Here is a 13,937-nt window from a genome sequence, read left to right on the forward strand (position 1 = left end):
CCCTTCCCGAACTCAGAAGTGAAACCTCTTTGCGCTGATGGTAGTGTGGGGTTACCCATGTGAGAGTAAGTCATCGCCAGCTCATTATTCGAAACACCCCCTGTCTAAAGACAGGGGGTGTTTTTTTATGTTTAAAATTAATTGGTTAAAAATTATTAGTCTGGAAAGTCGAGAAATTTAAAATCCCATTTGTAGGTTTTTTGGTAAAACTATGCTATAAAAAATAAAACGGCATAAAAATTGCTTATAAAACGAGATTTTCTATTAAGGGGGTAAGAATGAGACTATCAGTGGGCTTAAAAATTGCGAACTCGCTGTCATTAACTCCACAATTACAGCAAGCAATCCGGCTATTACAACTTTCAAGTCTAGAATTGGAACAAGAAGTTCAATTACAACTTGATAGTAATCCTCTATTAGAAAAAGTTGAAGAACAGATTACCATTGAAAGCTTATCTACCATTGAATCAAATAATGAACACAAAGACCTGACCAGTGAGCTCAATGCTGACCATCTTCCTGATGACCTGCCGGTAGATACAGATTGGGATGATGTTTATACTCATCAGCCTACCACCTTAGGTGCGGCCGAATTTGAAGAGCGTGAAGATAATCGTCAAGGGCATCAGACTCTTAAGGAATATATGCTTGAGCAAATTAATCTGTTGAACTTTTCAAAGATTGATCAATTAATCGCTTATTGCATTGTAGACTCTTTGGATGATAAAGGCTTTTTAGATGCGGATCTGAGCGAAATTACGGCCTCGGCACAGCATCTGCTCTCTACTATGGACTCTGATGAAGAAATTGAAGATGATGAAGTAGCGGTAGTACTGAAGCATATTCAGCGTTTAGATCCAGTGGGGGTGGGTTCTAGGAACCTGGCAGAATGTCTGCTTATCCAGCTTGATAGCCTGCCAGTATCAACACCTTGCCGAAATGATGCGATTAAGCTTCTGCAACATTATGAATTGCTGATTAACAACGAGTTGCCCAAACTGATCAAGCAGACTGGTTTGAATCCAGAGCAGTTGCGCTGTGCGGTAGATTTAATGAAAACCCTGAAACCTCATCCAGGTCTGGAATTTGAAAACAAAGAATCAGATTATCAGGTACCGGATGTTGTTGTGATGAAAAAAAATAACTCTTGGCAAGTTAATTTAAATCAGGATGTGCTGCCAAAATTACGTGTCAATTCTTTCTATGCCAAGATGATTCGTCGTGCGGATCAAAGTGATGATAATCAGTATCTGCGTAACCAGATGCTAGAAGCAAAAAACTTTATTAAGAGTATCGATGAGCGACATAAAACCCTATTAAAAGTAGCTACCTGTATTGTAGAACATCAGAAAATGTTCTTGGAAATTGGAGCTGAAGGCATGAAGCCTTTGGTTTTGAGAGATATTGCTGAAGAAGTTGAATTGCACGAATCTACTGTTTCTCGTGTGACCACCAATAAATATATGCTGACTCCACGTGGGTTGTTCGAGTTGAAATATTTCTTCTCGAGTCATGTGGGCACAACCTCTGGCGGTGAGGCTTCTTCTACTGCCATTCGTGCCAAAATCAAAAAACTGGTTTCTGAAGAAAATGCCCGTAAACCTTTGTCTGATAATGCACTCGCCAATATGTTAAAAGATGAAGGGATTGATGTGGCGCGACGTACGGTGGCTAAATATCGTGAATCGTTACATATTCCTTCATCTTCTGAGCGAAAAGTCTTGATCTGAAATTTAAAATCTGACTATTCTAGAGATTCATTATGACAGCATAATGAATCTTTTTTCTTTTGAGTATCAGTAAAAATGATTTAATTCAGAACTTAAAATACGGATATTTTGTTTATAAGTTACTGTATTTAATATATTTTATATTGTGACTCTTCTGATCCTAACGAAGGTGAGGGATAGAACTATGCAAATAACAATTCGTGGACATCATTTATCTATTACGCCAGCAATTGAAGAACGTATAAAAACCAAGTTTTCACAGATGACTAAGCACATCGATCAGGTGAATAGTATGCAAGTGAAACTCTCGAAAGATCATCAAATTGATAAACGCTCCAGGAAGGGCAGTAGTAATCATATTGCAGAGGCTATTATCAGATTACCGGGCATCGAGTTTTTTGCCCATGCCACTGCAGATGATATGTATACCTCGATTAAAATTTTAACGGAAAAACTCAAACGGCAGATTGATCGATATCGAGAAATGCATTTACAACAGCATGCTTTCGCCTTATAAAGGATGAATGATGAAAAGAGGCCTTAAAAGCCTCTTTTTTTTATATATATAATGTATGGATCCATGAATTATTTTTGCTATTTATAGTAAAATGGCTCGTTTTACACCCTTAGTCCTATAAGAGGTCTTGTGATGAATAATGAACAGCTCGCTGAAATTTTAGAAGCCGCTTTTCCCGAGGCGGATGTTGCTGTGAGTGGTCAGGGCGGAAAATTTGATCTCCGTATTGTGGATGATCAATTTGAAGGTAAGCGTCCAGTTGCACGCCAACAAGCTGTTTATGCTCCTCTCAATGGCCATATTGCCAGTGGGGCAGTTCACGCAGTGACAATTCGAGCAATGACAAAAGAAGAATGGCGCAAAGCAAGCTTATTTGGAGCTTAATAAATTAATGGATAAATTTTTAATTCAGGGCGGTATCAAGCTCGAAGGTGAAGTGCGTATTTCTGGTGCTAAGAATGCCGCGCTTCCATTATTAGCAGCAATGATTCTTGCTGATACGCCAATTACGCTCAGAAATGTTCCTGATCTCAAAGATGTGAAGACATTGGTGAAGCTGATTGCCGGTCTTGGGATCACCATGAGCTATGAAGGCGATACCGTCATTGCGGATACTTCCACATTAGATAACCAGTTTGCACCATATGAGCTCGTGAAAACCATGCGTGCTTCTATTTTGGTGCTCGGTCCTTTGTTGGCGCGCTATGGTAGTGCAAAAGTGTCTTTGCCCGGTGGTTGTGCGATCGGTTCACGTCCCGTTGATCAGCATTTAAAAGCTTTGGAGGCTTTGGGTGCTGAGATTGAAGTGGAAGCCGGTTATGTACATGCCAAAGTCGATGGTCGTCTTAAAGGTGGCGAAGTCGTCTTTGATATGGTGACTGTGGGTGGTACAGAAAATATTCTGATGGCTGCAGTGCTAGCTGATGGCGTGACCACGATTCGCAATGCAGCACGTGAACCTGAAATCACCGATCTTGCGCAAATGCTGATCAAGATGGGTGCCAAGATTGAAGGTCTGGATACAGATACTTTAATTGTGACTGGTGTTGAAAGTCTGCATGGCTGTGAATATGCTGTCGTGGCTGACCGGATTGAAACCGGCTCTTATCTGGCTGCTGCAGCGATCACTGGTGGTCGTATCAAAACCACGCATACAGATCCATCTTTGATGGAAGCGGTGCTGGACAAGTTTGAAGAAATGGGCGCAGAAGTGACCCGTGGTGACGACTGGATTGAACTGGATATGCTGGGTAAACGTCCGAAAGCCGTGAGCTTCCAGACATTGCCACATCCGGAATTTCCAACCGATATGCAAGCCCAGCTCATGGCTGTGAATGCCATTGCGCAAGGCTTTGCGACAATTTCTGAAACGATTTTTGAAAACCGTTTTATGCATGTCCCTGAGTTGGCACGTATGGGTGCCAATATCCAGGTTGAAGGTAATGATGCTGTGGTAACTGGTGTAGAAAAACTTTCTGCTGCACCGGTAATGGCAACAGATTTACGTGCTTCTTTCTCTTTAGTTCTGGCAGCACTGGCCGCTGAAGGCGAAACACTGATTGACCGTATTTATCATATTGACCGCGGTTATGAAGATGTAGAAGCAAAGTTACAAAGTTTAGGTGCCCAAATTAAGCGAGTAAATTAATGAGCGATATGAGAAACGATGATCCAAACTTTGACGTAATGGGCAATTTTGATCATGGTTTAACTTTGGCATTAAGTAAGGGGCGTATCTTAAAAGAGACTTTACCTTTGCTAGAAACAGCAGGGATTAATCTTTTAGAAGATCCTGATAAATCTCGTAAGCTGATTTTCCCTACTACGCATAAACAGGTTCGTATTTTAATTTTACGTGCTTCAGATGTACCAACATATGTTGAAAATGGTGCAGCCGATATTGGTGTGGCCGGTAAAGATGTATTGATGGAACATGGCGCGCAAAACGTGTATGAACCATTGGACCTGAAAATTGCGGTATGTAAATTGATGACAGCCGGTAAGGTGGGAATGCAGCGTCCTAAAGGTCGTTTAAAAATTGCGACCAAGTACGTGAATTTGACCCGTCAATACTATGCTAGCCTGGGTGAACAGGTAGATGTGATCAAGCTCTATGGTTCAATGGAACTTGCACCACTGGTCGGTCTGGGTGATTACATTGTTGACGTTGTGGATACAGGTAATACCTTACGCGCCAATGGTTTAGAGCCGCTTGAAGAAATCTGTAAAGTATCTTCACGCTTAATCGTGAATAAAGCCAGTTTCAAGCGTAAGCAGGCTTTGTTAAATCCGATTCTGGCACAGCTTGAAAAGGCAGTGGAAGAGCGTGAAAAGGCAAAACAGGCTTAAATTTATTGCGTGAAAAAACCGTCCTTTCAGGGCGGTTTTTTATTTCTCTGCATATCAGATTCTATTCAAATCCTTTCATCAATTTTACCCAAAGCTATTTTCAATAAAACTCATAGAGCTAGAGCACTATGTCTGCCGACAAAAGCCTAGAAAACAGGTAAACTAAAGCCTTCGAATTCAAACCTGATGGGTAAATTGATGCGACGTTTATCGACCCAAGATCAAAACTTCAAGCAGACTTTTGCTGACTTGTTGGCTTTTGAGACTGTGAATGATCCTGAACTTTTAAAAACAGTAGATCAAATCATTGCTGATGTTCGTCAGCATGGTGATGCACATGTGCTTAAACTCACCCAACAGTTCGATCGACATCCAGCGCATCAATTTTCAGAGCTTGAACTGAGCCAAGAACAGCTGAAAACGGCATTTGAAGGTCTAACAACCGAGGTGCGTGAAGCACTGGAATTGGCTGCCAATCGTGTACGTGAATTTCACCAGGCACAAAAGCAAGATGGTTGGAATTATGTCGATGCTTTAGGCAATACCTTGGGTCAAAAAGTAACGCCTCTGGATCGTGTAGGTATTTATGTGCCGGGTGGTCTGGCATCATATCCTTCATCTGTGCTGATGAATGCCGTTCCTGCACATGTTGCGGGTGTTCCTGAAATTATCATGGTGGTTCCTGCACCAAACGGTGAGTTAAATCCTTTGGTACTTGCAGCAGCTTACTTGGCAGGTGTAACACGGGTATTCACGATTGGTGGTGCACAGGCCGTTGCAGCCTTAGCCTATGGTACTGAAACTGTGCCACCTGTCGATAAAATTACGGGTCCAGGTAACCGTTTTGTGGCTGCGGCAAAACGTGCGGTGTTTGGTCAAGTTGGCATTGATATGATTGCAGGTCCTTCCGAGATTCTGGTTTATGCAGAAGGTCAGAATAACGCTGAATGGTTAGCGATGGACTTATTGTCACAGGCTGAACATGACACTGTGGCACAAGCCATTTTCATCACCCCAGATGAACAGTTATTGAATGATGTTGAGCAGGCGATAGAAATGCATCTGGCAACATTACCGAAGGCAGAAATTGCCCGTACCTCAATTGCCAATCGTGGTGCTTTGGTACTCGTAAAAGATCGTCAAGAAGCGTCGGATTTGATCAATCAGGTGGCGCCTGAGCATCTGATGCTATGTCTGGATGATGCAGAAATGATGTCTGAAAGCATTCGTCATGCGGGTGCCATCTTTATGGGACGTTATACGCCTGAAGCCATTGGTGATTATTGTGCCGGTCCAAATCACGTCTTGCCAACTTCAGGTACTGCGCGTTTTTCATCACCATTGGGTGTTTATGATTTTCAGAAGCGTTCCAGCCTGATCATGTGCTCAGAAGAAGGTGTTAAAACCTTAGCGAAAACAGCAGATATTTTGGCACAGCAGGAAAACCTGGATGCGCATGCGCGTTCAGCACGTTATCGTTATCAACCATAAATAGAATTATAACCTCTCCCTGACCCTCTCCTAAAAGGAGAGGAGAACTTAAACCACAAAAAATCTTGTGTCTTTAGTCATGAAAATACCTCTCCCTGAATGAGCTTTAAGCATTGCTTTAAAGTGAAATGCAAGAGAGGTTAGGAGAGGGTTTAAAGAGAATACAAAATGAATATTACAGCAGAACAAATGCGTTTTTGGAGTCCTGAAGTACGTGAATTAGAACCGTACACACCGGGCGAACAACCCAAAATCCAGAATATTTTAAAACTGAATACCAATGAAAATCCGTATCCGCCATCGCCAAAAGTAGTTGCAGCAGTACAGCAGGTATTGGAAAATTCGGCGGATATTTTACGTCTTTATCCAGATCCCGATGCATCAGAACTGAAACAGGCAATTGCCAAGCAGCAAAATGTACCAGTAGAAACTGTCTTTGTCGGTAATGGATCAGATGAAGTCCTGGCACATATCTTTAAGGCATTTTTTGTTCAAGAGCAGCCTGTACTTTATCCCGACATTACTTATAGTTTTTATCCAGTGTATAGTCAGTTTTTTGGTGTCAAAACCAAAGTTTTACCACTCAATGATGACTTTGAAATTGTCGTGGATGATTACAAGCAAGCCAATGGCGGTATTATCATCACCAATCCGAATGCACCGACCAGTATTGATTTAGGTCTGGCTGCGATTGAAGAAATCCTGCAAGCCAATCCGGATTCAGTCGTAGTCATTGATGAAGCCTATGTCGACTTTGGCGCTGAATCGGCAGTCAAGCTGGTTGAGAAATATGAGAATCTGGTCATCTGTCAAACGACATCTAAATCTCGCTCACTTGCAGGATTGCGTGTTGGTTTTGCCATTGCTCAGCCCCACTTAATTGCAGCTCTTGAAGCAGTCAAAAATAGTTTCAACTCCTATCCGATGGATCGTTTTGCGATTGCTGCAGCGGTGGCTTCTTTTGAAGATCAGGAATACTTTGAAGCACAAAATCAGAAAGTTATTGCCAGTCGTGAAACGTTAGTAACCCAACTGAATGAGCTTGGTTTTAAGGTATTACCTTCGAGTGCTAACTTTATTTTTGCCACATTACCATCAAAAGATGCAGGTGAATTGGCGACTGAGTTACGCGAGCGTGGCATTATTGTGCGTTATTTCAATAAACCTCGGATCAACCAGTTCTTACGTATTACTATTGGTACAGACGAACAAAACCAGCGGTTGGTCGATACCTTGAAAAACGATATTTTGGCGTAATTTCTCCCTTACGGAGTAGTGCTCCTCATCTTTATGAAAGAGGGGCCTTTTCCTCTCTTTTAAAAAGGGAGGCTGGGAAGGATTAAAAAAGCGAATCTTAAGATTCGCTTTTTTATTTATTCAGGCTGATACCATGTATTTAACAGATCCAGCATCGCTGAAACCTTATCAAAACATTCCTGGTATTCTGCATCGCCATCAGAAGCAATGGTAATGCCACCACCGGCCCATAAAGAAATATCTTCCTGATACTTTTGAATCGAGCGAATGAGAATATTCCAGGAGCCGGTACCATCGAAATTGAAATAGCCCATAGAACCACAGTAAGCGCCACGCGGTGCACCTTCAAGTTCTGCAATAATCTGCATTGCCCGAATCTTGGGTGCACCAGTAATCGAGCCGCCCGGAAGGGCAGACATGAGTACCTTAAAAGGATTGGCATCTGCTTTTAAAGTCGCCTCAACTTCACTGACCATATGATGAACTTGATTGAAGCTTTCAATGTTAAATAATTTCGGTGTTTTGACAGTGCCTGTTTCGGCATAAACACTTAAATCATTACGTAATAAATCCACAATCATAACATTTTCTGCCTGATCTTTTTCTGATGCTTTTAAGGTCTGTCTGGATTGTTCATCGAGCACTGGATCGGTATGGCGGGGCGTGGTGCCTTTAATTGGTTTGGTAATGATTTTTCGATTTTCCTCAAAGTCAATAAACAACTCGGGTGAGCAGCTGAGTAACTCAAAATCACCAATACGCAAATAACCCGCATAAGGCGCTTCGGTTAATATCCAGAAGGCTTGGGCGGTTGCCAAGAGGGAACCTTGGGCACGACCATTAAACTCTTGTGTCAGATTAATCTGATAGCAGTCACCTGCAACAATATAATCCTGAATTTTCTGAAATGCCTGGCTGTAGACCGCTTTGGTCCAGCGTGAAGTGCAGGGGCTTATTAATTGAAATGTTGGATGAGTTTTATCTTGATTAAGTAAGTTCTGAATATAATTGAAGATCTGCTCTGCCTGTGGATCATCACTATAGAACATCCAGCCCTCGGAGCTTGGTTTAATGTAAGAAGTGAATTGACCAATAAATAAACCAGGTTGAGGGCGGTCTAGATACTGAATATACTGCTGAGCCGCATAATCATAGCCGATAAACCCGACATAACCTCCATGAAATCCATTCTTGTGAGGGTTTTTTAATGCATCAATTTCTAAATTAAACTCAGATGGTCCAGGTTGATATTGTTCAATCTCCATTCTTTTAAAAGACTGAATTTGTGATGTCTGTGCAACAAAATACTCTTGAGCACAGCAGGCAATAAAAGGCTGACCATTATTATTTAAATACACCAGATGATCCAATGTCTTTAAGGCGGATAATACATCTGCAACCAGAGGTGATTCAAATTTTAAGGGACGATGATAGAGAGCTTCGGTCATTCAGTTAAGCAGAGTTCAATATGACGCGCTATTTTATATCAAGCAGACAGGAAAATATTGTTAAATCATGAAATACCGTTTATCGGTAAGCGACAGATTGCGACCAACAACAGTTGATCAAAATCTGACTCGACGCTAAGTTAAGTGGGCTAGCAAATTGCTCAAGGAAAGATGCTTAAGCTGTCAGAAAATAAAAAATACAGCCTAAACACTGAGTAATTCACAATCAAAAAAAATAGTACTCTTGGGAGAGTAAACAATGAAAAAATTCACAAAATTAGTTCTTGCAACTTCAGTTGCATTTAGTGCCAATGCGATGGCGATGCAGGCAATGGATGAGGCATCTCTAAGCGAAACAACGGGTCAGGAAGGTATCTCGATTGGTATCGGTATTTCAAAAATTGAAATTGAAAAACTATATATTCATGATAATGATGGTTATTCTGGAGCTGGTGGTACAGGTGCAGCAGGTGCGATTGTTATTCAGAAAAATGGTACCGGTGAAACTACCAACCACGGTATTGTGGTAGGTGCAAACTATGACAATGGTGGTGCATATTTATTGCCTACACGTAACCTCGCTGACTTGAAAATTGACTCTGATGCTGGTGCTGGGAATCCATTCATTAATATTGCAGCAGCAGTATCTGGTTTAGATATTCATATTGGTGAAATTGGTGTAGTTGGATCTGCCGCTGCACCGGCTGATGACGCAACATCTATCCGCCGTGGTGGTGTAGGTCAAACCAATGCGATTTTATCTGGCTTATCTCTTAAAACAGGCCCAATGACTGCTAATATTCAGTTGGGTGCAGCACCTCAAGGCGCAATGATTAAATTAAATGCAAATATGATCGGTGGTCTGGAAATTAAAGACCTAGGAATCTTGGATAATTCAACGAAAACTGATACACGTGCTGCAGGTGAAATCTTCATTGAAAGTATCAAACTAACAGATGCAAACTCTAGAGATCTTGCTTTAAATCAGTCTATTAGCGTATTTGGTGAGGAAACGGCATCTAAAGGTTATATTCGTATTGTCAGCACAAGCGGTGCGCATGATAATTATGTGAAAGGTATTCACTTAGGTAGCCGTAATGCTGCATCAATCGGCGATATGGAAATCCAAGGTTTACAAACTTATTTCAGCCCTGCGCAAGGTCAATATGTACCAGGTGCGATTATTACGATTGCTGGTCACTAATCTTCATTGAAAAAAAGCGCGTGTTTACACGCGCTTTTTTTATGACTGAATCATTTATCCAAAAAATAAAAAAAATGCTGTATTTTTTTGAAAAAGAAGGTATCTTTCTAGTTACAGGGAAGTAGAGTGAATACTCTATAAAAAGAAAAATAGGCATATTATGCCAATTATAAGAAAAGTTAATAATTATGTTAGAGATCGCGTTGGGCTCGGCATTGATGTATTACGCTGCCAAAGAAGCTCTAGATATCAAAAAACAGCCACCGGGCGCTGTTCACTATACTGAAGTCCTTGATTCAAGAAATGATTCTTTTACGCGCATGCACCGCGAAACGGTAGAAGTCAAGCCTGCAATACTAAACCAATTTCAGGGCATAGTGCGGCAAGCTTACGACTATAGTTGCGGTTCAGCAGCACTTACGACCTTACTCAATGGGTATGTCGGTACGCAGCTGGATGAGCAGCAAGTCATGAGCGGGCTGATGAAATTCGGTGAAACGGATAAAATTGTTGAACGGCGTAGTTTTTCTCTGCTTGATATGAAGCGCTTTGTTTCAGCCTTGGGACTGGAAAGCGGAGGCTACCGTGGGGAATTCAAAGATTTAGTCAATCAAGACCAGCCCGCCATTGTTCCGATTTCTTATGCCGGATTCAAACATTTCGTGGTTTATAAAGGCTATAAAAATGGCCGGGTTTATGTTGCAGATCCGGCACTCGGTAATATCAGTTTTGATGAGCAACGTTTTCAGGATATTTGGGAAAATAACACCTTGTTCCTGATTAATGTACCTGAGCAATATCGCAAAAATTTTCTGGCATTAAAAGAATCAGATATGCGCCATGTAGAGGATGCCACGATCAACCGCTATGCCTTGGTCGACATGCAGTATCCACAATTTTATATGGACAAAATTGCTGATAAAGCCTCTACAATCCGTATGGACCGCAATCGTAATACAGAATCAGAAAAATTTGGGGAATATCAATATAACTTCCTGAGACTGTATTACAAAAACAAATAAAACGAAAAACAGTAATAAAATTAAAATGGTGAAATGGATATGAACAGTAAATGGATGAACAAGACGTTCTTGGCACTGAGCATTCAAATGGTAATGGGTGTTGCATTTGCTGCAGAAGAACCAGCACTAGGTGAATATGAAACGGTTGATGAAGAAATTGTCGTTGAAACTGCTCCATCTGTACAGGCTCAAACTGAGCAAATCGAAACGCAGGCTACAGAAGAGTTAGAACTAGGTGGGTATGAAGCAGTTGAAGATACTACTGTTAAAGCTGCGGTACCTGTAGAGACTCAGGCTAATCAGGTTGTAGATGCATCCCAAGCTTTACAGCAACAAGAAGGTGATGCTACCCAGGCAGCTAATCTGGAAGAAGTATTTACGTCAAGCGAACGTCAATATTCCCTTATTAAAAAAGGTGATATTTCATCTTATTACGATATTGATTATACCTACTACCGAGACACCCAGCTTGACTTGGAAATGGCTCAGGGGCAATTATATCAACTGCGGGTGCAAGAAAATGCGACACATGCTCTGACCAATACTTTCACTTTCCAATATGGGGTGAAAGATAACCTGACTTTGACTGCATCCCTACCTTTGGTGGCCAAGACCGACTTGTTGAAAGATACCTCTACGGCTGGACTGGGAGATATTAGTATGGGCGCGCGCTGGGAACCTTTCCCATTAAAAGCCGGCCGCCTACCTCTGATTTTATTTGCAAATTTATCTACCAAAACGGGTGAAAGCCCCTACGAAATTAATGCAGCCACAGATCTCGGTGTCGGCAAAGGATATTATTCTGCGGGGCTAGGGGCTAGTACGCGTAAATACATTGATCCGGTCGTACTGTTTGCATCGGTTTCTGCCAACTATGGTTTTAAAGAATCAGGTCTGAACCAGCGTCGTGGTTATCGTATCATCGAAGAATTTGATCCCGGAATTAGTGGGGGTTTTGCATTCGGTTTCGCGTATTCATTTAACTATGATGTTTCGATGACCATGTCCTATCAACAAAGCTTCAATACGGGAGCTGAGTTTAGCTATAACACCGGTGAAAGTTATTCTGCTGCAGATCAGACCAGTGCTACTTTTGCTATTTCATTAGGTGTCAGGGTTTCTCCAGAAACGATTGTAAATGGTACTGTCGGCCTAGGGCTGACCGAAGATGCGCCGGATGTTTCGTTGGGATTGTCATTCCCGCTTGATATTTTAGGTTTTGGTAAAAAAATCAGTTAATAGGGGCGTCGTATGAAAACCATTCGACTTAGCCCGTTATTAACAGGAATCATTCTTGCGGGCTGTTCAAGTTATACCTTTGCGCAACTAGGTGCCAACCTTTCGGTGGATCTACGCGCATTATCCATGGGGAACGCTGTTACTGCGGATCCTCCAGGCGTCAATGCCATCCACTTTAACCCGGCAGGCCTGACTAAAATCAAGGGCCTGCAGACTGAACAGCAGATTATTGTCGCTAATTTTGATATCCAGCGCGAATTTTCAGTGCCGGCTGGATATAACGTATTTGGCTATTCTGATGACCCCATGGTTTGTCATGATGGGCCTGAAGTTTCATCTGATCTGTGTACTGATTTTAAAGGCCCGGTCAGCGGTGATGTGGAATACGTCAGTCTTTTTGTACCTTATCTGAAAAAAATGGTCGATTTGGGTGAAGGTCTTCCTTTGGTTGCACCGACCTTGGGGGCTGCCTACAATCCGCCTGGTTCTAAAGCAACCTATGCGACTGCAATTTATGCACCTTTAATGGCCGGGTTTGGCCAGGAAGATGGAAGTCCTGCAAACTTTATGGGACAGCAGGTGGCTTTGGAACGGATTACTTATCTGTCCCCCTCCATCGGTTATGAAGTCAATGACCAACTGTCGATTGGTGCGTCTATCGGGATGTCGTATCAGGCCATTGCAATGAAAACTGATTTGCGTTTTCCCAATGAGCTGATTGGTATGTTAAGAATGATCGATGAGGTCGTTTGTACGCCGTTTAAAGAAAATTCCGACATTATTACTGACATTCTTTTACTCGGGATCTGTAATGCTGACGAAGGCATGAACCCATTTGGCAAATTTGGCCAAATGCAATTGTCACTCGAGCAAAACTTGAGCCCAAGCTATAACCTGGGCTTATTATGGGAACCGCGCGAAGATTTTAGTTTTGGTATGGTTTACCAGAGTGCGGCAAAAATGCGCCTAAAAGGTAAATTCCATATTGATAATGCCAAAGCGCCGCAAGAAATGATCAAAGGTTTAATGACCTCACCGACCGGACAAATTCTGGCTGCAATTCTTGGATTTCCGAATTATATTCCTTCCAGCGAGTCTGGGCTGGTGTCGATGGATTTTGAATACCCAGCACATTTCCAGACAGGAATCACCTATAAGGTGATGCCAGACTTGCAAGTGAATTTTGATGTCGGATGGACAGATTATAAGGTGTGGGACCAGTTTAAATTCGAGTTCGATCGCACACTTTCCGCTTTAAAAATCGCCAAAATTTTGTCAGGGAATGTGACAGATTCTAGTCTGGCTTTACCCATGGGATTTAAGTCACCGTGGAACTTTGGCATAGGGGTGGAGTATTCGGCAACAGATCGTCTAAAACTTCGCGCAGGTTATGAGCCACGAACCAGTGCCATTCCAAAAGATAAGCGTAATACCATGGTACCTATTAATGGTGCGCAGTTATTTGGCTTGGGCGTGGGTTATCGTTTTGATGCAGACACTGATCTGGATTTATCGATTGGTTTCTTACGCAGTAAAGATCACATTCCAGCAAATACCAGTAGTTTAGCCAATCAGACCGGGGTAAATAATTTGCTATTAAACCCATATGCAGGCTTGAACATAAAAACAGATACCAAAATTACCATTTTAGGTTTGAACTATCGCACGCGTTGGTAAGGA

Annotated in this window: 12 protein-coding genes; 11 read left to right on the forward strand and 1 reads right to left on the reverse strand. The window is 42.0% G+C overall.

The window, feature by feature from the left end; genetic code table 11:
- Positions 1-278: 278 nt before the first annotated feature.
- The 7 genes from KUG37_RS05905 to hisC all read left to right on the forward strand — a co-directional run bounded on the left by KUG37_RS05905 (position 279) and on the right by hisC (position 7,344).
- Positions 279-1,730 carry an RNA polymerase factor sigma-54 gene (locus KUG37_RS05905; protein WP_216934880.1) on the forward strand — a complete coding sequence of 484 codons (1,452 nt, stop codon included), beginning with the start codon at positions 279-281 and terminating at the stop codon, positions 1,728-1,730.
- Positions 1,731-1,914: 184 nt separating this feature from the next.
- Positions 1,915-2,247 (forward strand): ribosome-associated translation inhibitor RaiA, encoded by a 333-nt coding sequence (raiA, locus tag KUG37_RS05910; RefSeq protein WP_216934879.1) that lies wholly within the window; start codon positions 1,915-1,917, stop codon positions 2,245-2,247.
- A 132-nt stretch (positions 2,248-2,379) separates the two neighbouring features.
- Positions 2,380-2,631 (forward strand): BolA family protein, encoded by a 252-nt coding sequence (locus KUG37_RS05915; protein ID WP_216934878.1) that lies wholly within the window; start codon positions 2,380-2,382, stop codon positions 2,629-2,631.
- 7 nt (positions 2,632-2,638) lie between these two features.
- Complete coding sequence (gene murA / locus KUG37_RS05920; RefSeq protein WP_216934877.1) at positions 2,639-3,895, forward strand: UDP-N-acetylglucosamine 1-carboxyvinyltransferase; 1,257 nt, start codon at positions 2,639-2,641, stop codon at positions 3,893-3,895.
- Positions 3,895-4,596 carry an ATP phosphoribosyltransferase gene (hisG, locus tag KUG37_RS05925; protein ID WP_004646025.1) on the forward strand — a complete coding sequence of 234 codons (702 nt, stop codon included), beginning with the start codon at positions 3,895-3,897 and terminating at the stop codon, positions 4,594-4,596. Before murA ends, hisG begins: the two co-directional genes overlap by 1 nt.
- 186 nt (positions 4,597-4,782) lie before the next feature.
- Positions 4,783-6,087 (forward strand): histidinol dehydrogenase, encoded by a 1,305-nt coding sequence (hisD, locus tag KUG37_RS05930; protein WP_216934875.1) that lies wholly within the window; start codon positions 4,783-4,785, stop codon positions 6,085-6,087.
- 168 nt (positions 6,088-6,255) lie between these two features.
- Positions 6,256-7,344: a histidinol-phosphate transaminase gene (hisC, locus tag KUG37_RS05935; RefSeq protein WP_216940302.1), complete on the forward strand. Its 1,089-nt coding sequence runs from the start codon at positions 6,256-6,258 to the stop codon at positions 7,342-7,344.
- Between the two features lie 116 nt (positions 7,345-7,460).
- On the opposite strand, the gene KUG37_RS05940 is transcribed toward hisC, so the two are convergent.
- A complete protein-coding gene (locus tag KUG37_RS05940; protein ID WP_216940304.1) occupies positions 7,461-8,792 on the reverse strand; it encodes an anthranilate synthase component I family protein in 1,332 nt (443 codons plus the stop codon).
- 259 nt (positions 8,793-9,051) lie between these two features.
- Here KUG37_RS05940 and KUG37_RS05945 point away from each other — a divergent pair, with 259 nt between their 5' ends.
- From KUG37_RS05945 to KUG37_RS05960, 4 genes are all read left to right on the forward strand, one after another.
- Positions 9,052-9,996, forward strand: coding sequence for a DUF6160 family protein (locus tag KUG37_RS05945; RefSeq protein ID WP_216934870.1), 945 nt, complete (start codon positions 9,052-9,054; stop codon positions 9,994-9,996).
- 188 nt (positions 9,997-10,184) lie between these two features.
- On the forward strand, positions 10,185-11,018 hold the full coding sequence (locus KUG37_RS05950) for a C39 family peptidase (protein ID WP_216934867.1): 834 nt from the start codon (positions 10,185-10,187) through the stop codon (positions 11,016-11,018).
- A gap of 33 nt (positions 11,019-11,051) precedes the next feature.
- Positions 11,052-12,257 carry a hypothetical protein gene (locus tag KUG37_RS05955; RefSeq protein ID WP_216940306.1) on the forward strand — a complete coding sequence of 402 codons (1,206 nt, stop codon included), beginning with the start codon at positions 11,052-11,054 and terminating at the stop codon, positions 12,255-12,257.
- A gap of 12 nt (positions 12,258-12,269) precedes the next feature.
- Positions 12,270-13,934, forward strand: a complete 1,665-nt coding sequence (locus KUG37_RS05960) for an OmpP1/FadL family transporter (protein ID WP_216934863.1) — start codon at positions 12,270-12,272, stop codon at positions 13,932-13,934.
- The last annotated feature ends 3 nt before the right edge of the window (positions 13,935-13,937 follow it).

The organism is Acinetobacter sp. BY419 (genome assembly GCF_019038395.1).
Classification (GTDB): Bacteria; Pseudomonadota; Gammaproteobacteria; order Pseudomonadales; family Moraxellaceae; genus Acinetobacter.

Excerpts from the sequence above, each read along its gene's own strand:
- KUG37_RS05915 (WP_216934878.1), top strand. The coding sequence starts at position 2,380 with ATGAATAATGAACAGCTCGCTGAAATTTTAGAAGCCGCTTTTCCCGAG.
- hisG (WP_004646025.1), top strand. The coding sequence starts at position 3,895 with ATGAGCGATATGAGAAACGATGATCCAAACTTTGACGTAATGGGCAAT.
- KUG37_RS05960 (WP_216934863.1), top strand. The coding sequence starts at position 12,270 with ATGAAAACCATTCGACTTAGCCCGTTATTAACAGGAATCATTCTTGCG.
- KUG37_RS05950 (WP_216934867.1), top strand. The coding sequence starts at position 10,185 with ATGTTAGAGATCGCGTTGGGCTCGGCATTGATGTATTACGCTGCCAAA.
- hisC (WP_216940302.1), top strand. The coding sequence starts at position 6,256 with ATGAATATTACAGCAGAACAAATGCGTTTTTGGAGTCCTGAAGTACGT.
- KUG37_RS05955 (WP_216940306.1), top strand. The coding sequence starts at position 11,052 with ATGGATATGAACAGTAAATGGATGAACAAGACGTTCTTGGCACTGAGC.
- hisD (WP_216934875.1), top strand. The coding sequence starts at position 4,783 with ATGGGTAAATTGATGCGACGTTTATCGACCCAAGATCAAAACTTCAAG.
- KUG37_RS05945 (WP_216934870.1), top strand. The coding sequence starts at position 9,052 with ATGAAAAAATTCACAAAATTAGTTCTTGCAACTTCAGTTGCATTTAGT.
- murA (WP_216934877.1), top strand. The coding sequence starts at position 2,639 with ATGGATAAATTTTTAATTCAGGGCGGTATCAAGCTCGAAGGTGAAGTG.
- raiA (WP_216934879.1), top strand. The coding sequence starts at position 1,915 with ATGCAAATAACAATTCGTGGACATCATTTATCTATTACGCCAGCAATT.
- KUG37_RS05905 (WP_216934880.1), top strand. The coding sequence starts at position 279 with ATGAGACTATCAGTGGGCTTAAAAATTGCGAACTCGCTGTCATTAACT.
- KUG37_RS05940 (WP_216940304.1), bottom strand. The coding sequence starts at position 8,792 with ATGACCGAAGCTCTCTATCATCGTCCCTTAAAATTTGAATCACCTCTG.